Origin of the sequence: Acuticoccus sp. MNP-M23 (assembly GCF_031195445.1) — a bacterium.
In the GTDB taxonomy this organism is placed as follows: Bacteria; Pseudomonadota; Alphaproteobacteria; order Rhizobiales; family Amorphaceae; genus Acuticoccus.
In genome coordinates, this window is sequence record NZ_CP133480.1 from 160,363 (window position 1) to 179,184 (window position 18,822).

Below are 18,822 nucleotides of genomic sequence, written 5' to 3' on the forward strand. Positions count from 1 at the left end.
TCGTCATTCAGGTCGCAGGCCCGCGCCTGCGTTAAAGAAAGGCCCTGGCCGTCAGTTCTGCGCGGCCTTCTTGCCGGCCCGCAGCGATTCCTCGACTAGAGCGTCGGTCAGCAGGAGTCGCGCGTCGGCAATGTCGGTGAGCGACAGCCAGGCGGTCTCGGCACCAACATCCGGCAGGCGAATGCCCACCTTGCCGTCTTCGACACCCATCAGCTTGCCGCGGAACCTGCGGCGACCGTTGATGGGAAGCTGCGTCTCGATCCGGGCCTCCTGCCCGCTCCAGCGCACGAAATCTGCTTCGCGCACCAGCGGCCTGTCGATCCCCGGAGAGGACACCTCAAGGCTGTATTCGCGGCCAATGGGGTCGTCGACGTCGAGCACCGGCGAAATCGCGTGGCTGATCGCCTCGCAATCATCCACGGTCAGGGTGCCGTCATCGCGCTCGGCCATGACCTGGACGGTGCAGCCGTGCTGCGCCAAAATCCGCACGCGCACCAGGCGGAAGCCCAGTGCCTCGATGCTCGGCGCCACGACGTGCGCCACACGGGCTTCCTGCCCGCTTTCGGTAATCAGCCGGTCGTCTTGCGACACATGGTCCTCAGGCTTCGGTGGGCGCAAACGCTGAAGCGGGCCGGCCCCACTCCGGAAGCCAACCGATCAGCTCTCACACCAATCTGGAATGCGCTCTAGATAGCCTGCGGTTGCGCCCCGCGCAAGGGCGCCTGTGCAAAGGGAGCGAACGCTTCAACCACGCGCTCGTAAACCGGGCGCTTGAACGGCACCACCACGTCCGGCGTTCCGGCGAGCGCCTCCCAGCGCCAGCGCGAGAATTCCATCTGGTGCCCGTCCGGCGGCTCGGTCACGTTGATTTCGGCCTCCTCCCCCTCGAAGCGGAAGGCGAACCAGCGCTGCGCCTGCCCGCGGAAACGCCCGCGCCAGGCCCCCATTTCGGACGGCAGGTCGTAGTGGAGCCAGCCCGGCACCTCGCCCAGAAGCGACACGCTGCGGACGCTGGTTTCCTCGTGCAGCTCGCGGAAGGCAGCGTCGATGGGGGTCTCGCCCTTGTCGATCCCGCCTTGCGGCATCTGCCAGGAATATTTGGGGACGACCCCGCGCGAGGACCGTTTGCCCATGAACACGCGCCCCTCGGCGTCAAACAAGGCGATTCCCACGCAAGGGCGATACCCCTTGCCGGGCCGCGACCGGGCCACTTCGCTCAAAAGACAGGCCTCGACCGGATCGAACGCGGCGCCGGTCCGGACAGCCCGCAGGCAAACAGAATGCGTGCCCTCTGCGTCATCTCGTATCCCTCAAACTTGGTTTCAGGGCGCAAGCCATTCGCGCCCGCCAGCGTCGCGGTAGTCGATCCGCGCGCGGCGATGTCCATTTGCTGCCAGATAAAGCCATTCAAATTCATTAACCGCAACGGTAATGGCCACGAAGTTGGCATAACCGGCATCATCGCCAAGTGCGGCGGCCGCGGCGACCATCTCGGGCGTCTCCACGGGCGCACCGGGTCCGAAAGGCTGGCGATAACAAGCTTTTGAATAATGAGGCATCGCGCCCCAGAGCGATTCGGTCAGCGCGTCCCGGTTGTGAATTGCCGCGTCGCCGGAGACGCGCACCTGAATTTTTGCGTCATGGTCGTAAAGGATTATCGCGCACGACGGCGCTGCCGCCAGTTCTGGGATCTTGGCTGAGCGCACATCGGTGTGGAAGCGCAAGGTGCGGTCGCCTTCGTCGGCGCCGCGCAGCACCACGGTGCGGGCCTGCGGCCGGCCAGCCTCATCCACCGTTGCCACAACCACCTGATGAAATGCGCTTTTGCGCATTTTAACGCCATCCACCATCGCGTCCCACGCCGCGCGCTCCACAGCGCCAAGGTCGTGATAATGGGCGGGAAAATCGGCGCCGCGGGCGGATGAAGCGTTGTCTGTTGCAAGGTTCGTCATGGTCATCCCGATCTGGCGGCCGGACGGCCGGCTGCCTAGGTGCGCTCGCCGATGCGGTCCATCACGCGGCTGGCGCGCACGAAGGCGTGGCCGAACAGGCTGCGGGCCAGCGCCACCGGCGCGAACGCCGCCGCAGATGCCGGGCCGATCACCACGGTCGACTGCCGCCCCAGCGCCGCCAGCGACTGGGCCGCCACCTTTTCCGGCGCCATCGCGCCCGGAATGCGGCCACCGCTGTAACCGGCCCGTGCGCCGAATGCGGTTTTCACCGCGCCGGGGCAGGAGACCAGCACGTCGATGGGCTTGCCGCTCATCTCGGCGGCAAACGATTCGGTGAACGACAGCACCAGCGCCTTGGAGGCGGCGTAGGTGGCAAGCGTCGGGATCGGGAAGAACGCGGCCGACGAGGCGACGTTGATGAGGCCGGCGTTGCGGCCCGAAAGCTCGGCACGGTCGATCATCCCCGGCACCAGCCGGTGGATCAGCGCCATCACCGCCTCGACGTTGACGCGAAGCGTCGTCTGGTGCTCCTCGAACGGCACGTCGAGGAAATTGCCGTACTGGCCGAGGCCCGCGTTGTTGATGAGGAGATCGACCTCGCCGGCCTCTGCGGCACGGGCGACGGCATCCAGTCCCTCGTGGGTGGCAAGGTCGGCCACCACCGTTTCCGCCCTCGGGCCGAACTCGGCCGCGAGAAGCGTGAGCGCCTCCTCGTCGCGGCCGGTGAGGATCATCGCCGTCTCTTCGGGGAGCGCACGGGCGAAGGCGGCGCCGATGCCGCCTGTCGCCCCGGTGATCAGCGCGCGGGCGGAAGGCTCGCGCGGGGTCATCAGGGCATCACGGATTTTCGAATGGGTCATGCTGCATGACATACAAGTCCACCCGCAATTGTCGAGATGCTGCTTCTCTTTGCCCTACTCGGCCGCCTCAGCCAACGGCGCGGGAGCCTCGTAGGTGAGGACGGGTTTGCGGGCAGCCCGCGTCTCGTCCAGCCGCCGGCGCGGGGCAAAACGCGGCGCCTCGGTGAAGCGCTCGGTGTCGCCATTGCGGGCGGCCTTGGCAAGGTCCCGCATGGTGGCGATGAAGAGATCCAGCGAGGCGAGGCTCTCCGATTCGGTTGGCTCCACCAGCATCGCGCCGGAGACGACCAGCGGGAAGTACATGGTCATCGGGTGGAAACCCTCGTCGATCAGCGCCTTGGCGAAATCGAGCGTGGTGATGCCGGTGCCCTTGAGGAAGCGGTCGTCGAACAGCACCTCGTGCATCGCGGGCTTTTCTGGGAACGAGACGGTCATCACATCTGACAGCGAGGCCTTGATGTAGTTGGCGGCGAGCACCGCATCCTCGGAGGCTTCGCGCAGGCCATCGGCGCCGTGGCTCATCATGTAAGAGAGCGCGCGGACGTACATTCCCATCTGGCCGTGGAACGCCGTGAGGCGGCCGAAGGGGAGTTCCTCGCCGGTGGTCTGGTCGGCGCGCTCGACCAGCGTGCCGTCGGCGCGCAGGAACGGCACCGGCGCGAACGGGGCCAGCCGCTCCGACAGCACCACGGGGCCGGAGCCCGGCCCGCCGCCACCATGGGGGGTGGAGAAGGTCTTGTGGAGGTTGATGTGCATCGCGTCGACGCCAAGGTCGCCGGGCCGCGTCTTGCCGACGATGGCGTTGAAGTTCGCCCCGTCGCCATAGAAATACGCGCCCGCCTCGTGCAGCGCTGCGGCAATTTCGGCAATCTCCGGCTCGAACAGGCCGCAGGTGTTGGGGTTGGTCAGCATGATCGCCGCGACATCACTGTCGATGGCTTCCTTCACGGCCTCGACCGACACCGTGCCGTCGCTGCGCGCCTTGATCGAGCGCACCTTGTAGCCGAGCGCGGCGGCGGTGGCGGGGTTGGTGCCGTGGGCGCTTTCGGGCACCAGAACCGTGGTGCGGGTTTCGCCCTTGGCGGCGATGGCGGCGCGGATTGCCATCATCCCCGCAAGCTCGCCCTGCGCGCCGGCCTTGGGGGACAGCGCGACGGCTTCCATCCCGGTCATGACGCACAGCCAGCGGGAGAGTTCGCCCATCAGCTCCAGCGCGCCGGGCACGGTGGAGACCGGCTGCAGCGGGTGAATGTCGGCAAAGCCCGGCAGCCGCGCCATCTTCTCGTTGAGGCGCGGGTTGTGCTTCATGGTGCAGGAGCCGAGCGGGTACATGCCAAGGTCGATGGCGTAGTTCTGCCGCGAAAGACGCACATAGTGGCGCATGGTTTCCGGCTCGGTGAGGCCCGGCAGATCAATGGCGCTCTTGCGGGCGAGGCTGCCGAGGCGGCTCTTGACTTTCGGCGGTTCCGGCAGGTCGACGCCGGTGTTTTCCAGCCGCCCGACCTCGAACAGCAGCGGTTCGTGGATTTCCAGCGCTTCGTTTTTGGTGAAGGTCATCAGATCTCTCCCAGCGCTGCGGCGAGGCTTGCAATGTCGTCGTCGGTGGTCAGCTCGGTCGCGGCCACCACCATGAGGTCGCGGTCCGCGTCGGGGTCGAGGCGGGAAACCGGGACACCACCAAGGATGCCCTTTGCCGCCAACCGCTCGATCACCTCGGCCGCATCGCCCGGCACCTGAACCGTGAATTCGTTGAAGAAGGTGTCGTTGAGCACCTCCACGCCCGGCACGGCCGCCAGCGCCTCGGCGGTCTTTACCGCGGCGGCATGGTTGAGGGCGGAAAGGCGCGAGAGACCCGCTTCGCCGAGCAGCGTCATGTGGATGGAGAAGGCCAGCGCGCAGAGGCCGGAGTTGGTGCAGATGTTGGAGGTCGCCTTGTCGCGGCGGATGTGCTGCTCGCGGGTGTTGAGCGTCAGCGCAAAGCCGCGCTTGCCCTCGGTGTCCTGCGTCTCGCCCGCAAGGCGGCCCGGCATCTGGCGTACGAACTTCTTCTGCGTCGCGAAAAGGCCCACATAGGGGCCGCCGAAGTTCAGCGCATTGCCGATCCCCTGCCCCTCGCCCACCACAATGTCGGCGCCCATGGCACCCGGCGCCTCGATGGCGCCGAACGCGACGGGCTCGGTGAACACCGCAACCAGCAGCGCGCCGGCCGCATGGGCGGCCTCCGCGATGGGCTTCAAGTCGATGAGGTGGCCGTAGAAGGATGGCGTCTGCACCACCACGCAGGCGACCGTGTCGTCGATGGACGCGACAATGTCTTCCGTGGCGCGCGGGTCGGCGGGAAGCGCGGTCACGTCGACGCCCGTCGCGATGGTCTCGATCACGTCGCGATACTGGGGGTGAAGGCCGCCGGCGAGCACGGCCTTGCGGCGGCGCGTGGTGCGGGCGGCCATCATCACCGCCTCGGCGGCGGCGGTGGAGCCGTCGTACATGGAGGCGTTGGCGACCTCCATGCCGGTGAGGCGCGCCACCTGGGTCTGGAACTCGAACAGCACCTGGAGCGTGCCCTGGCTGATCTCGGCCTGGTAGGGCGTGTACGAGGTGAGGAATTCGGAGCGCTGGATGAGGTGGTCGACGCTGGCCGGCACATGGTGGCGGTAGGCGCCGGCGCCGACGAAGAACGGGCCGTCGCCGGCCGCGTGGTTCTTTCGCGCCATTTTCGACAGCGCGCGTTCCACGGCCATCTCGGACTGGCCGGTGGGGAGCGGCAGCAGGCCGTCGACCCAGTGCTTTGCCGGCACGTCGGCAAACAGGTCGTCGACGCTCTCGATGCCGATCCGCTCCAGCATCAAGGCACGGTCGTCCGCAGTCAGCGGGTGGTAGCGCATGGATTCACTTCCCGTTCGTCGTATCGGTCATCAGCGCACGAGGAGTTCGAGGCTGTCATATTTCGCTTCGCCGGGCGGGCCGAAGGCGGCGTCCGCCAGGCTGTCCGGCTTGAAGCGGATGCCGGCGAGCGCATCCCGGTCAAAAAAGGCGCGCTCGCTCACGATTTCATCGGTATCGCGCCAGGCGGGGTCCAGCGCACCGCCCGCGATGGTGGCGCGGAAGAACAGCTCCACCTGGTGGAAGCCCTTCTCGGGGCTGTGGAACTCGTTCACCAGCGCCAACGCGCCGACCTTGATGGTGAGCCCTGTCTCCTCGAACACCTCGCGCACAAGGTTCTCGGTGAGGCTGGCGTGGGGCTCGACACCGCCGCCGGGGGCACACCACAGGTCGCTGAGGCCGGCCTTGTAGGCGTTGACGAGGAGGAGCTTGCCGTCCTCCACAATCAGCGCACGCACCGCAAGGCGAGGCCCGGCCACGCCTCAGCTCTTGGCGAGGAAGGCGTCGTAGGCGGCCTTGTCCATCAGCGCGTCCACCGCCGCGGCGTCGGAAAGCTTGATCTTGGCGAACCAGCCGCCCTCCTCAGCCGCCTCGTTGACGAGCTGCGGGTTCTCGTCCAGCGCGGCGTTGACCTCGGTCACCTCACCGTCCAGCGGGGCGTAGACGTCTGACGCGGCCTTCACGCTTTCCACCACTGCGAACGCATCGCCCTTGGCGAGCGTGCGGCCCACCTCGGGCAGCTCCACGAACGTGATGTCGCCGAGCTGTTCCTGCGCGTGGGCGGTGATGCCCACGGTGGCAATGTCGCCGGCGAGGTCGATCCACTCGTGGTCTTCGGTATAGCGCTTCATAGGAGTCCCTTGCGTTTGACGTTGGGCTGGACGAAGGGCAGCGCGGCGACGGTGACGCCAATCCGCTTGCCCCGCACGTCCGCTTCAAGCTTCGTGCCGATTTCGGCGCAGGCGGAGAGGACGAGCCCCACCGCGATTGGCGCCCCCACCGTCGGCCCGACGCCGCCGGAGGTGACGATGCCCGCCGTGTGCTCGCTCTGATAAAGCGCAGCGCCCGCCCGCACGGGCACCCGCCCCTCAACGGTGAGCCCGACGCGCTGGCGTGCTGGCCCGTCTTCGAGTTCGGCAAGGATCGGTTCGGCGCCGATGAAGCCGCCCTCGGCCCGGCGCCGCTTGCCGATGGCAAACACGATGCCGGCTTCGACGGGTGAAATGTCTTCGGCAAGGTCCTGGCCGTAAAGGCAGAGCCCGGCTTCCAGCCGCAGCGTGTCGCGCGCGCCAAGGCCCACCTCGGTCACGCGCGGATCGGCCGCCAGCGCCGCCCACGCGGCCGGCGCCACCTCCGGCGGCAGCGACAGCTCGAAGCCGTCCTCCCCGGTGTAGCCGCAGCGCGAGACCAGCGCCGGCACGCCGAACGCCTCGGTCTGGACCGCGGTCATGAAGGTGAGTGCGGCAAGGTCGGCTGCCACGTGCGGCGCCAGCACCGCCTCCGCCTGCGGCCCCTGCAGCGCAATCAGCGCGCGGTCCAGGAAATCGACCGAAACGCCGGATGCGGTGTGTTTCTCGATGTGGGCAGCCACGGCATCGCGGCGGGCGCCGTTGACCACCAGGCGAAACCCGTCGCCAAGGCGCGTGATGATGAGGTCATCCACCACGCCGCCATTTTCGTTGGTGACGACGGTGTAGCGGGCAATCTCGTCCTTGAGGCCGGTGATGTTGCCGGGGGTGATCCGCTCCAGCCACTCGGCAGCGCCCGGACCGGACACGTCGGCCTGACCCATGTGCGACACGTCGAACAGGCCGGCGCTGGTGCGCGTTGCCGTGTGCTCGGCGATGATGCCGGTGTACTGGATCGGCATTTCGTACCCGGCGAAGGGCACCATCCGCGCCCCGGACGCCTTGTGCAGATCGTAAAGCGGTGTGCGGCGCAGTGCGCCATCACCCGAATCGGTATGTTCTGATCCCAAGGATCCCTCCAGTCCACGACGAAACAGCCAGCCGCGAAAATGCGTCTGCTGCCCTTCTGTCATGGCACCTGAGAGATTTCCCGGCACGCCCAAAAACGCGCCAGCTACTCCTTCGGTGGGCTGCTCCCGCGAGCAGCCGCTTTCCAGAATCTCGTTTTTTGCGCGGTCCTTTTGCCTGAGAGTTTCCGGGCCGTTGCTCCTTCGGCGCCGCACGAATGCGGTCTCTCCCGCGCAAGCCTTAGTGTGCTGCTCACCTGCGCAAAGTCAAGCGAAGCGGCACGGATCAGCCGTCAAAGCCCACCACGATCTCGGCGTTTGCGGGGTCCTTCACGGCGATCGCCTCGTCAACGTAGGCCCAGTCGTCGGACGCGCCGGACCGCGTCACGCCGACGCTGTGAAGGCGGCTGTAGGTGACTTCGCCGTTTTCGCGAACGGCAATGCGCAGGGGCAGCTCGATGGCCGAAGGCGCACCGCCGCCGCCCTCGATCACACGGCCCGAAACCCCGACGCGCACCGTCACCCCGTCGGCCGCCGGCGAACACTCGCGCGCCATTTTGGTGATGGTGGCTTGCCAGCGCAGGCGCGACGGGTCGTCGCTGCCGCCGTCGCGGCGGATCACTTCTGTCCCCGACAATATGTTGACCGGCGGGCAGGTGGATTTCGGCGTGAAAAGTGCCGGGTCGATCACTTCCGGCTCCGGCCGTCCCGCGTTGATGATCTTGCCGAATGTGCCCTTGTCACCGGACGAACCGCTGCACGCGGCAAGCACGGCGGGGAGAACCACCATCGCGCACACCACACCGGCGCGCCGCACCCGTCCGGCTGTTCGGGACCCGTGTTGCTGTCTTGCCATCGGCCTAGCGCTCCTTGACTCTGCACACTCGCGCTCCTCTATGACTGGGAGACGTCAAAAATCAACGTCAGGCGAGGGGCGATGGACAACGGAAGAGCCATGAAGGTGCTGCTTTGCGCCCCGCGCGGCTTCTGCGCTGGTGTGGACCGCGCCATCCAGATTGTCGAGATTGCGCTTGAGCGCTTCGGCGCGCCTGTCTATGTGCGGCACGAGATCGTCCACAACCGCTACGTCGTCCAGTCGCTGGAAGACAAGGGTGCGGTTTTCGTCGAAGAGCTGGAAGAGATCGAGGCGGACGACCGTCCCGTGATCTTTTCGGCCCATGGCGTTCCGAAGGAAGTTGAAGCGGACGCTGCGGCGCGCAACCTCTTCTTCCTCGATGCCACCTGCCCGCTGGTCTCAAAGGTCCACCGCGAAGCGGAAATCCACCACAAACGCGGCCGCCACATCCTGCTCATCGGCCATGCCGGCCACCCCGAAGTCGTCGGCACCATGGGCCAGCTGCCCGAGGGCACGGTCGAGCTGATCGAAACCGTCCGCGACGTGGCGCGGCTCGACGTGCCGGACCCTGCCAATCTTGCATGGATCAGTCAGACCACCCTTTCGGTGGATGACACGAAGGCCATCGTCAGTGCTCTCAACGAGCGCTTTCCCGCCATCGTCGGCCCCCACAAGGACGACATCTGCTACGCCACCACAAACCGGCAGGAGGCGGTGAAGGCCGTGGCCGCCGATTGCGATGCGATGATCATCGTCGGTGCGCCCAACTCGTCCAACTCCCAGCGCCTGCGCGAAGTGGCGCTGTCGGCCGGCTGCCCGCGCGCCCAGCTCATCCAGCGCGCCAGCGAGATCGACGTCGAAAGCTACGACGGCGTGGCGACCCTCGGCATCACCGCCGGGGCCTCCGCGCCCGAAGAGCTTGTCGAGGAAGTGCTCGACCGGTTTGCCGCGCGTTTTTCGCTGACGCTGGAATCGGCCCGTACCGCGGACGAAACGATCGTCTTCCCGCTCCCCCGCCTTCTGCGGGACACTGCGAAACCCGAAAAAGCGGTCGCCGGCTGATCAGGCCGCGCCGCCCTGCGAAATTTCATCGATCATGGCCGTCTATACTCACGTCGACGACGAGGCGCTTGCCGCCTTCCTGACCCTTTACGACGTGGGCGACATGCTCTCGGTCAAGGGCATTGCGGAAGGGGTCGAAAACACGAATTACCTCCTTCGCACCGAACAAGGCACGTTCATCCTCACGCTGTACGAGCAGCGGGTGGATCGGGACGAGCTGCCTTTCTTCCTGCACCTGATGGAACATGCTGCCGACAAGGGCCTTGCCGTGCCCCGCCCGGTCCACCGCCGTGACGGCGGCGTCATCTCGCAGCTTTGCGGCCGCGCAGCCGCCATGATCACCTTTCTGGACGGGGTGGCCGCCCGGCGCCCCGGCCCTTTGCAGTGCGCCGAACTCGGCCGCGGTCTCGCCGCGTTCCACGCCGCCACCGCCGACTTCGGCATGACCCGCCGGAACGGCCTTGGCATGGCGGCCTGGGCGCCTTTGTTTGCCCAGTCTCGCGAAACCGCCGACACCGTCCTTCCGGGGCTCACGGCCATGGTGAGCGATGAACTCGAATGCCTCGCGGCCGCCTGGCCGACCACCCTCCCCACCGGGATCATCCACGCCGACCTCTTTCCCGACAACGTGTTCTTCGTCCAGAAGAAGCTGTCCGGCCTGATCGACTTCTATTTCGCCTGCAACGACATTCTCGCCTACGATCTCGCCATCTGCCTCAACGCCTGGTGCTTCGAGGAGGACGGGTCGTTCAACGTCACCAAGTCGCAGGCGATGACCAGCGCCTATGCCGCCGTGCGGCCCCTGTCGGATGCCGAGGTGGAGGCCATGCCGATCCTTGCGCGCGGCGCTGCGCTCCGCTTCCTGCTGACACGCCTGCACGACTGGCTGCGCGTGCCCGAAGGCGCCTTGGTGACCCCGAAGGACCCGGTGGATTACGTGAACCGGCTGCGCTTCCACCGGCAGGTGACGCGGGCATCCGAATACGGAATTTCCCTGTGAGCGACGACCGCGACATCGTGATCTACACCGACGGTGCGTGCAGCGGGAATCCCGGCCCCGGCGGCTGGGGCGCTATTTTGACGTTCGGCGAGCACAGCAAGGAGCTGTTCGGCGGCGAGAAGGACACGACCAACAACCGCATGGAGCTGACCGCAGCGCTGCGCGCCCTGGAGGCTCTCAAGCGCCCCTCCGAAGTGACGGTCTACACGGACAGCCAGTATCTGCGCAAAGGCATCACCGAGTGGCTCGCCGGCTGGAAGCGCAAGAAATGGATGACGGCCTCAAAGCAGCCGGTGAAGAACGTGGATCTGTGGCAGGCGCTGGACGCGCAGGCCGGGCGTCATGATATCGACTGGAAGTGGGTCAAGGGTCACGCCGGCCACCCCATGAACGAGCGGGCCGACGAGTTAGCCCGCCAGGGCGTCACCGAGATCCGCAGCAAGCGCTGACTGCCCGCAAATTTCCGCCCCCGCGCGCCTTGCGACCCCGCCCCACCATCGCCATAACCATGGTCAGGTCCTCGTAGCTCAGCAGGATAGAGCATCAGATTCCTAATCTGGGGGTCGCAGGTTCGAATCCTGCCGGGGACACCAATTAACTCAAATTGCTTGGATGACTCACAGCCTGGTTCAGGGTCTGGACCGGTGATCTGGTGAACAGGGCCGTCATCTGCCTCATCTCCGGCTGAGATACCGGGCCGCTGCGCTCAGGCGCTGGCAAATTGGAGCCCGTGGCCGCCTGACACTGCGGCGGGCACGCGCCGTCCGAACGCGCCGACCACCTTCGCCGTCACGCCGCGCGCGCCCGCCTCCGCCTCGCCGGCAGCGGCCACCGGATGGGCGTGCCCTGCGCATCTGAGCGCCAGTCCCTCGTGGAAGTGGCGCCCTTGCTGGACGCGGCAGCCGAGCGCGGCGAGAAAACGCGCGCTGGCGGCGCAGTCGACCCCGTCCGCACAGACATCGAAGCCGAGCGCACTGGCCATCGCGACGAGGGCGCGGACGACGTTCCGAGCCCGGTCGCCACCCTTCAGCGAAGCGACGAGCGTGGCGTCGAGTACGACCTCAGCAAACCCGGCACGGGCGAGTTCGGGCACGCAGACCATGCTGGAACCGAAATTGCTGAGCGACACGGCGATGCCACGCATCGTCATCATTTCCAGGAACGTGCCGAGCGCGACGGGGTCCGCCGTCGCTGCGGGCTCGGAAATCTTGACGATGAGCTGCGAGGGCGCCAGACCCTCTTCGCGCAGCATCGCAGCAATCGAGGCTGCGGCCTTCGCGTCATGGACGATGGCGGGACTGAGCGCGACGACGGCGGGGAGCGTCTCTTTGCCAGCGGCCTCCAGATGGCGGGCGTGGCGTCCGACCGCACGCACGATGATCCGCATCAGCGGGTCCGACAGCCCGCCTTGTCGGGCAAGGCACATCAAGGCGTTATGATCGACCCGGCCCCGATCCGCGGACTGCCACGACGCATTCGCCTCGCAGCCGACGACAATGGGATCGCCGCTCCCCTGCCACACCACGCGCGGCAGAAAATCGACGTCGATCCCTGCCGCGGCGATTGCGATCTCCAGCGCCTTCGTGTCGTCGCTCCGGGACGCCGCCGCGCTGGAGGGGCGCGCCCGCTCGATCGCCTCCGAAAGGTCGCGCATCCGGATCGGCCGATGGACGGCAACCGCCGTGCCGACCCCCGCCGCCATAGCAAGACTTTCGATGTCCGCCGCCGCCTGGTCCTCCTCGATCAGCATCACCAGCGCCGTGCCGGGGCTTGCGATGCCGATCTCGTGCAGGACGCCGGTGCCGTCAATCATCCTCAGCCCGGTAATCATCAAGGCAGGCTTCTCGCCGCGGATCGCGTCGAAGGCTTCAGATCGGGTCTCGACGATATGGACGGCGTACCCCGCGTCCTGCGCTGCTTTGGCGACAACCTGCCGTACGGCAGGGGAGTCGATGAGGATGAGTGCGGCTGCGTCGTTCTTTTTCGTCACGAGTTCAGACCCTGTCATCGGCCGAGCGACGTCTGCTCAGTCGATGATGTACCCCACGCGATGCACCGTCCGGATCACCTCGGCTCCGTTGCAGAACGAAGCGAGCTTCTTGCGGATGCTCGACACATAGATGTCGATCCGCCGATCCATCGGGTTACGCTCTCCGGGGCCGATCACCATGTGATGCAGAGTGTCTCGGCTTAATACGTTTCCGCTGTTAGTTACGAGCGCCGCAAGCAATCGGATTTCAGGTTTTGAGAGTGCGACATTCTGTCCTGATGTGTGGGTGACCGAATAGCGCCGCGGATCGATCGAGAATTCGCCGAACGCGACCGGCCCGTCGGCGGCGACCGGGTGGACCTGTTCGCGTAGCTGCATTATCCGCGCGCCGGCGCGCTTGACGCGGGCGGACAGCTCCCGGGTGTGAAAGGGCTTGGAGATGTAGTCGTCCGCGCCGATCTCGATGCCGATCACAACGTCGAACACGTCGCCGCGGCCGGACAGGATGATGACGGCCGTCCGCTGGCTGCCGCTCAGCTCCTTGACGAGATCGATGCCATTCTCGCTGGTGAGGTTGAGGTCGACGATGCAGATGACAATTTCCTCGCGCGACAACGCCCTGCGCGCATCGGCGAGGTTCGAGGCGGTCCGAACCGCATAACCCTCCATCTGCAGGACGTCGGTGACGAGCTCGCGAACCCCCTCGTCATCGTCGACCACGAGCGCGATCCACTGATCGGATATTTTCGGTGCCTCAAGCGTTCCGGCCTCGTCGCTCAGGCCTTGCGCCGGGGGTACAGGGGCTGCTCCAAAATCCGTCGCTGCTGTCATCTTCTGAGCCTTACTTGATCGCCCTATTAAATCTCAGAATGTAAAAAAGTGAAATACCCGTTTGGCGTGTGACATTGTCTTTTTGCAGCGTCGTGAGCGGCCTCGGCCTCGAAACGCAAGGAAACCGGCGCGATGCGACCCGCGCCTGATCTCGGCCGCGACGATTCCACCTACGGAAAATGCAGAGCGCAATATTACAAAAATAACAACTCGAGCATTACCTAAATAATAGCAGCCTTCATTGGAAATTTTGCTATTTCATTTGCATAGAGACTGCCTCGGCCCGTCCCTAACTGTTTCTCCAGCACAAACCTGGAGTAAAACCATGGACGACTTCATCGGCACTAACATGAATGACAGGGTCTTCGGCACCGACGCTGCGGACACTCTCAAGGGTCTCGACGGCGACGATACGCTCGTCGGTAACGGCGGCAACGATCGCATCCTCGGCGGCGAAGGGTCCGACACCGTGCGCGGTGACAGCGGTGACGACGTCCTGAACGGTGGTCTCGGTGATGACGTGCTGCGCGGCGGTGACGGCAATGACCGGCTTGTCGCCGAGGACGGCGCCGACATCGCCCGAGGCGGAGAAGGCAACGACATTGCCTCAGGCGGTGATGGCGACGACCGTATCTTCGGTGATGCCGGCGACGATCGCCTGCAGGGCGACGCAGGTCTCGACACCATTGACGGCGGCATCGGCAACGACGTGATGTTCGGCGGCAATGGAGGCGACCGCATGTTCGGCGACGCCGGCGACGACCGGATCTTCGGCGACAACGGCAACGATTTCATCGAAGGCGGTGACGGGATCGATTTCATCCACGGTGGTTTGAACAACGACATCATCCGCGGCGACGCCGGAAACGACCGCATCTTCGGTGAGGCTGGCAACGACAGAATGTTCGGCGGAACCGGGATCGACTTCATCCGCGGCGGCGACGGTGAAGACACTATCCTCGGCGAGGACGGCAACGACCGCCTGTTCGGCGAAGGCGGCAATGATAAGATGCGCGGCGGCATCGGGAATGACCGGATGGACGGCGGTACCGGAGACGACCGGATGCTTGGCCAGGACGGCAACGACACTCTTGACGGCGGCGCGGGGGCAGACGAGCTCTTCGGCGGTGGCGGCCGGGACGAGCTGAACGGCGGGGCCGACAACGATACGCTCGGTGGCAGCGGCGGGTCCGACATGCTCAACGGCGGTGATGGCGACGATGAGCTCTCCGGCGGCAACGGCGGCGACACTCTCGACGGCGGCGCCGGTAACGATTCCCTCGACGGCGGCAACGGCGACGACACGCTGGACGGCGGCGGTGGCATGGACGAGCTGACCGGCGGCGACGGCAGCGACACGTTCGTTTTCGAGGACGGCGCGACGGTGACAGACTTCAACGCGGCCGAGGATTCTGTCGACTTCGGCCTCGCCGTCGGGCTCGATACCGGGCTCGACATCCTCGGCGCATCACTCGAAGTCGGCGCAAACCTCGAGATCATCGACAGCCTTGGCGCGACGGTCACGCTTAACGACGTCACGCTGGTAGACCTCGCGCTCAACCTCGGCGTCGACCTGCCGATCATCGACCTCGATCTTGGCCTCTGATCTGCGCATCAATTCCCGCGCGAGGCCCTGATCCCCGCGGGAGGTTTTCGAGGGCGGCCGGCGTTTGCGCTGGCCGCCTTCAAGGTTGAGCTGCGGCGATGCCGCAGGTCGCCCCGACAGATGATATACTTTACAGTGCGCTCGAAGACTCTTTGTTTATTATCTAAAAGCAAGATTTTCGTCATTGCATGACCACAGGCTGTCGAGGTTGTTGTGGCCGGAAACATCATTTTCGAACCTGTCGCGCGGACCGGCAGCTTGCCGCCGTCACTGTCACGGGAGGCCGGTGCGCTCGACCGTCTGACCCGTGTCATCCGCGGCAGGTTCGGCGCATCGGCCGCAATGATCCTTCCGCCACACACGTCGGATCCCGCCCGCGCACTTGCGGCGGCCGGCGACCTCACGGCGGACCGGCGCCCCGCCGCCGGCGAAGCGCTCAGAGAGGTCACCGCGCCGATCTTGGGGAGCGTCGGCGAGCAGCTCGGCCAGCTCGTGCTCCGCGTCTCGTCCGATGCTGCGGTCGACGCCATCGCGGCGGACGACCTTGAAGATGTCGTTTGTCTGGCCGCAGGCATTCTCGAGGAGCAGGCCGCGGCCCCCACGCTTGCGACCACCGCGGAAGTGGAAAGCGCCGGCGTCCTCTTTCAGGAATTCCTCAAGGCGGCTCCGGCTGCGATTGCCATGTTCGACACCGGGATGCGCTTCCTCGCGGTCTCGACGTCCTACCGGACGCTGTTTGGCCTGACGGGAGAGAAGATCCTTGGCCGCTCGCTCTATGACGTCATGCCCGACCTTCCGCCAGAATGGAGCGACCAGCAAAGGCGGTGCCTCTCGGGCCAGCCGATCGTGGTCGAGCGCGACAGCATTCGCCGGACCGGCGGCGTGCAGAAATTCATCCGCCGCCATCTCGATCCATGGCTCAACAAAGACGGCGCGATCGGCGGCATCCTCTCCTGGTGCGATGACATCAGCCCCCGCGTCACGGCCGAAGCGATGCTGGCGGAAAATCAGCACTTCCTTCGTGCCGTTCTGGAATCCGTCGACGAAGGGATGTCCGCGTGCGATGCGCGCGGTCACGTTCTCTTCCGCAACCGACGGCTGCGCGAGATGCACGACCTCGACGAGGAGCAGGCGCAAAAAGCATCGCTGCCCGCCGAAGCGCTGAACCTTTACGGCATTGGCGCGACGGAGCGCGTCCCACAGCGCAAATCGCCCCTGTTTCGGGCCCTCGACGGGGAGCGGGTCGTCGACGAGCGGCTCGAGATCCGCGTTCCAGGCCGGGCGGCGCGACAAATCCTCTCCACGGCGTTGCCGATGGAGGACGCCAACGGCGCCTGCATCGGGGCTGTGGTCTCCGAGCGCGACGTTACGCAGTCGGTCGAATCGCTCAGGCTGCTGCGTGAGGCGCATGCGCGCTACCTCGCGATCTTCAACAACACGTTTCAATTCTGCGCACTGCTGTCCCCGGATGGCAACGTTTTGGAGATCAACAACGCGGCGCTGCGCATGAGCGGCCTTTCGCGCGACGAGGTCATCGGCTGCCGCCTCTGGGATCTGCCGGGTTTTGCGCGCGATCCGGGCCTGTCGCGGCACGTTGCCGCCGCATTCCGTCTTGCGCGCGGCGGCGTTTCCCATCGCTATGAGGTCGAGCTCTTCGGCGCCGCCAGCCGCCGCGTGCCTGTCAATTGCGCGCTGGTGCCGGTTTGTGACGAGACAGGCGCACTCGTCAACGTCCTCGCCGAGGCGCGCGACATCACCGACGTTCGGCGCAACGAGGCAGCGCTCAAGCAGCACGAGCAGGAGTTGCGGCTGATCCTCAACAGCGTGCCTTCACGCATCATGGTCAAGAACACGCGCAACGAGATCCTGCGCTGCAACCGCGCGGCGGCCGACGCACTGGGCCGGGGCATCGCCGATGTTGAGGGGATCAACCTCGAGGCGATCCGCCCGGACCTTGCGCAGCGCGAGTGGCGCAGCGACCTGCGCGTCATCGCCCAGGGCACAATGGTTTCCGCCGCGCCGGGACCGGACGACATGACGGAGGGCGCAAGCGGCTGGGTCAGCACGACCCGCGTCCCCTTCGCCGACGCCACCACCGGCGAGCAGCTCGTCTGCGTTGTCACCAGCGACGTGACCGAACTGGTGGAGGCCCAGCTTGCCTTGCGCGAAAGCGAGTACCAGCACCGCCAGATGTTCAGCCGCACGCCGATGATGCTGCAATCGACCGACCTCGAAGGCGCGCTCGAACACGTCAGCGACTACTGGTGCGACAAGCTCGGCTACACGCGTGCGGAGGCTCTGTTCCGCCCGTTCACCGATTTCATGACCACCGGATCCCGCGAGCGCGCCCTTGCCAACCGCGCCCACGCGAGCCCGCCCGGCGGTGGTACACAGACCCTGCACGGCGAGTACGAATTCGTCCGTTCCGACGGCCAGGTTCTCGAGATCGAGCTCTCGGAGCTGATCGAATGGGAGGACGAGGGCAGCTGCAACCGGGTGATCGGCGTTCTCACCGACGTTACCGAGCGGCGTCGCGCGGAGCGTGACCTCATGCACATGCAGCGGATGGAATCGGTCGGTCAGCTCACCGGGGGCCTCGCACACGACTTCAACAATCTGTTGTGCGTCGTCCAGGGCAATCTCGAGCTTCTGGATGTGTCGGTGGACAATGATCCGGTCGCACGGCGCCGGGTGAAGGCGGCGGCCAAGGCGGTTGAAAGCGGCGCTCAGCTGACGCGCCGTCTGCTGACGTTTGCGCGCCGCCAGCCCCTCTCCCGCGCCACGCTTGACCTCGTCACGCTGGTGCGCGGCATCACCGACCTCCTCCGCCGCGCAGCAGGCGAGGCCGTGCGTATTGAGGTCGACGCCCCCGAAATGAAGCTGGCGGTAAACACCGACGCCTCGCAGGTGGAAGCCGCCCTCCTGAACCTCACCGTCAATGCGCGCGATGCGATGCCTGACGGCGGGACCCTGACGATCAGGGCCGCGCTCGTCACATTCGGGGACGGCGAGGCGCCGCAGCAGCTGGAGCCCGGCAGCTACGTCTGCCTCAGCATCATCGATACCGGCGAGGGTATTCCGCCGGAGCTGCAATCGCGCGTGTTGGAGCCGTTCTTCACCACCAAGCACAGCGGTTCGGGCAGCGGCCTCGGGCTGAGCATGGTCTACGGCTTCATGCAGCAGACCGGCGGTGCGGTCACGCTTTCCAGCGCGCTGGGCGAAGGCACGACGATCAACCTCTATTTCCGGCAGTCGACCGACATGGTGGCCGTGCCGCCCACCACCCCCACGGACGAGGAAACGCCAGACACCGCTGTGCGCGACGCGACGATCCTCGTGGTCGAGGATCAGGCGGAGGTGCGGGTGGTGCTGGTCGAGGCGCTGCAGAGGCTTGGTTACATGACGATCGATACCGGCGACGTCGCCGAGGTGGAGGAGGTGCTCGCAGCGTTCGACGTCGACCTCGTCCTCTCCGACGTCGTGCTGCCCGGCCCGCGCAACGGCCTCGCCCTCGCACGGGACCTCTTCGAAACGAGGCCCGATCTACCCGTGGTGATGATGAGCGGCAATGCAGACGCGGAGGCGGTCATCAACGACCGCCTCACCATGCTCCGCAAGCCGTTCCAGCGCGAGGAACTTGCCCGCGCCATCGCCGAAGCCCTCGCCTGACGGGCGCGGCGCGTGTGCCCTGACATCGCGCTTTGGGATTGAAGGCGGCGCCGATGTCGTCTTCATCTATTGCCGCGCCGTCTGTGGCGGGATTCATCGGCTTCTGGAGCGCAGACGGCCACCACCCAACGTCAGCGC

The 18,822-nt window shown here is 66.2% G+C and carries 17 protein-coding genes, 1 tRNA gene and 1 riboswitch; of the genes, 6 read left to right on the forward strand and 12 right to left on the reverse strand.

The annotated features are described in order from the left end of the window. Positions 1-51 precede the first annotated feature (51 nt). The 10 genes from rimP to RDV64_RS00790 all read right to left on the reverse strand — a co-directional run bounded on the left by rimP (position 52) and on the right by RDV64_RS00790 (position 8,526). Positions 52-591, reverse strand: a complete 540-nt coding sequence (rimP, locus tag RDV64_RS00745) for a ribosome maturation factor RimP (protein ID WP_309197381.1) — start codon at positions 589-591, stop codon at positions 52-54. A gap of 95 nt (positions 592-686) precedes the next feature. Further along, a complete protein-coding gene (locus tag RDV64_RS00750; protein ID WP_309199590.1) occupies positions 687-1,211 on the reverse strand; it encodes an RNA pyrophosphohydrolase in 525 nt (174 codons plus the stop codon). Between the two features lie 111 nt (positions 1,212-1,322). Further along, positions 1,323-1,952, reverse strand: a complete 630-nt coding sequence (locus RDV64_RS00755; RefSeq protein ID WP_309197382.1) for a pyridoxamine 5'-phosphate oxidase family protein — start codon at positions 1,950-1,952, stop codon at positions 1,323-1,325. Between the two features lie 35 nt (positions 1,953-1,987). Then, positions 1,988-2,782 (reverse strand): SDR family NAD(P)-dependent oxidoreductase, encoded by a 795-nt coding sequence (locus RDV64_RS00760; protein WP_309197383.1) that lies wholly within the window; start codon positions 2,780-2,782, stop codon positions 1,988-1,990. An 84-nt stretch (positions 2,783-2,866) separates the two neighbouring features. Next, on the reverse strand, positions 2,867-4,369 hold the full coding sequence (gene gcvPB, locus RDV64_RS00765; protein ID WP_309197384.1) for an aminomethyl-transferring glycine dehydrogenase subunit GcvPB: 1,503 nt from the start codon (positions 4,367-4,369) through the stop codon (positions 2,867-2,869). Beyond that, a complete protein-coding gene (gene gcvPA / locus RDV64_RS00770) occupies positions 4,369-5,697 on the reverse strand; it encodes an aminomethyl-transferring glycine dehydrogenase subunit GcvPA (protein WP_309197385.1) in 1,329 nt (442 codons plus the stop codon). The genes gcvPB and gcvPA overlap by 1 nt, the downstream gene beginning before the upstream one ends. Before the next feature lie 30 nt (positions 5,698-5,727). Continuing rightward, complete coding sequence (locus tag RDV64_RS00775; RefSeq protein ID WP_309197386.1) at positions 5,728-6,174, reverse strand: NUDIX domain-containing protein; 447 nt, start codon at positions 6,172-6,174, stop codon at positions 5,728-5,730. Between the two features lie 3 nt (positions 6,175-6,177). Next, positions 6,178-6,546 carry a glycine cleavage system protein GcvH gene (gene gcvH / locus RDV64_RS00780; RefSeq protein WP_309197387.1) on the reverse strand — a complete coding sequence of 123 codons (369 nt, stop codon included), beginning with the start codon at positions 6,544-6,546 and terminating at the stop codon, positions 6,178-6,180. After that, positions 6,543-7,673, reverse strand: a complete 1,131-nt coding sequence (gcvT, locus tag RDV64_RS00785) for a glycine cleavage system aminomethyltransferase GcvT (RefSeq protein WP_309197388.1) — start codon at positions 7,671-7,673, stop codon at positions 6,543-6,545. Before gcvT ends, gcvH begins: the two co-directional genes overlap by 4 nt. Before the next feature lie 153 nt (positions 7,674-7,826). Next, positions 7,827-7,913: riboswitch (glycine riboswitch) on the reverse strand. Positions 7,914-7,956: 43 nt separating this feature from the next. Next, positions 7,957-8,526: a hypothetical protein gene (locus tag RDV64_RS00790; protein ID WP_309197389.1), complete on the reverse strand. Its 570-nt coding sequence runs from the start codon at positions 8,524-8,526 to the stop codon at positions 7,957-7,959. Positions 8,527-8,607: 81 nt separating this feature from the next. Here RDV64_RS00790 and ispH point away from each other — a divergent pair, with 81 nt between their 5' ends. From ispH to RDV64_RS00810, 4 genes are all read left to right on the forward strand, one after another. Beyond that, entirely contained in the window at positions 8,608-9,588 is a 981-nt protein-coding gene (ispH, locus tag RDV64_RS00795) for a 4-hydroxy-3-methylbut-2-enyl diphosphate reductase (RefSeq protein ID WP_309197390.1), read from the forward strand. A 34-nt stretch (positions 9,589-9,622) separates the two neighbouring features. After that, the gene (locus tag RDV64_RS00800; RefSeq protein ID WP_309197391.1) at positions 9,623-10,588 is read left to right on the forward strand and encodes a homoserine kinase; all 966 of its coding nucleotides are present in this window, start codon (positions 9,623-9,625) and stop codon (positions 10,586-10,588) included. Continuing rightward, complete coding sequence (rnhA, locus tag RDV64_RS00805) at positions 10,585-11,037, forward strand: ribonuclease HI (RefSeq protein WP_309197392.1); 453 nt, start codon at positions 10,585-10,587, stop codon at positions 11,035-11,037. The genes RDV64_RS00800 and rnhA overlap by 4 nt, the downstream gene beginning before the upstream one ends. Before the next feature lie 67 nt (positions 11,038-11,104). Next, positions 11,105-11,181, forward strand: a tRNA-Arg gene (locus RDV64_RS00810). 113 nt (positions 11,182-11,294) lie between these two features. Here RDV64_RS00810 and RDV64_RS00815 read toward each other — a convergent pair. Together RDV64_RS00815 and RDV64_RS00820 are read right to left on the reverse strand one after the other, a co-directional pair. Continuing rightward, positions 11,295-12,596: an EAL domain-containing protein gene (locus RDV64_RS00815; protein WP_309197393.1), complete on the reverse strand. Its 1,302-nt coding sequence runs from the start codon at positions 12,594-12,596 to the stop codon at positions 11,295-11,297. A gap of 18 nt (positions 12,597-12,614) precedes the next feature. Further along, a complete protein-coding gene (locus RDV64_RS00820; RefSeq protein ID WP_309197394.1) occupies positions 12,615-13,409 on the reverse strand; it encodes a response regulator transcription factor in 795 nt (264 codons plus the stop codon). Positions 13,410-13,734: 325 nt separating this feature from the next. Here RDV64_RS00820 and RDV64_RS00825 point away from each other — a divergent pair, with 325 nt between their 5' ends. Continuing rightward, positions 13,735-15,015, forward strand: a complete 1,281-nt coding sequence (locus RDV64_RS00825) for a calcium-binding protein (protein ID WP_309197395.1) — start codon at positions 13,735-13,737, stop codon at positions 15,013-15,015. 213 nt (positions 15,016-15,228) lie between these two features. Beyond that, positions 15,229-18,684 carry a PAS domain S-box protein gene (locus RDV64_RS00830; RefSeq protein ID WP_309197396.1) on the forward strand — a complete coding sequence of 1,152 codons (3,456 nt, stop codon included), beginning with the start codon at positions 15,229-15,231 and terminating at the stop codon, positions 18,682-18,684. Positions 18,685-18,822: the final 138 nt, after the last annotated feature.

What these genes read in the sequence shown, in the direction of transcription:
- gcvH (WP_309197387.1), bottom strand. Translation starts at nt 6,546, where the DNA reads ATGAAGCGCTATACCGAAGACCACGAGTGGATCGACCTCGCCGGCGAC.
- RDV64_RS00825 (WP_309197395.1), top strand. Translation starts at nt 13,735, where the DNA reads ATGGACGACTTCATCGGCACTAACATGAATGACAGGGTCTTCGGCACC.
- gcvPB (WP_309197384.1), bottom strand. Translation starts at nt 4,369, where the DNA reads ATGACCTTCACCAAAAACGAAGCGCTGGAAATCCACGAACCGCTGCTG.
- RDV64_RS00760 (WP_309197383.1), bottom strand. Translation starts at nt 2,782, where the DNA reads ATGACCCCGCGCGAGCCTTCCGCCCGCGCGCTGATCACCGGGGCGACA.
- ispH (WP_309197390.1), top strand. Translation starts at nt 8,608, where the DNA reads ATGGACAACGGAAGAGCCATGAAGGTGCTGCTTTGCGCCCCGCGCGGC.
- RDV64_RS00815 (WP_309197393.1), bottom strand. Translation starts at nt 12,596, where the DNA reads ATGACAGGGTCTGAACTCGTGACGAAAAAGAACGACGCAGCCGCACTC.
- RDV64_RS00755 (WP_309197382.1), bottom strand. Translation starts at nt 1,952, where the DNA reads ATGACGAACCTTGCAACAGACAACGCTTCATCCGCCCGCGGCGCCGAT.
- RDV64_RS00820 (WP_309197394.1), bottom strand. Translation starts at nt 13,409, where the DNA reads ATGACAGCAGCGACGGATTTTGGAGCAGCCCCTGTACCCCCGGCGCAA.
- RDV64_RS00790 (WP_309197389.1), bottom strand. Translation starts at nt 8,526, where the DNA reads ATGGCAAGACAGCAACACGGGTCCCGAACAGCCGGACGGGTGCGGCGC.
- gcvPA (WP_309197385.1), bottom strand. Translation starts at nt 5,697, where the DNA reads ATGCGCTACCACCCGCTGACTGCGGACGACCGTGCCTTGATGCTGGAG.
- RDV64_RS00800 (WP_309197391.1), top strand. Translation starts at nt 9,623, where the DNA reads ATGGCCGTCTATACTCACGTCGACGACGAGGCGCTTGCCGCCTTCCTG.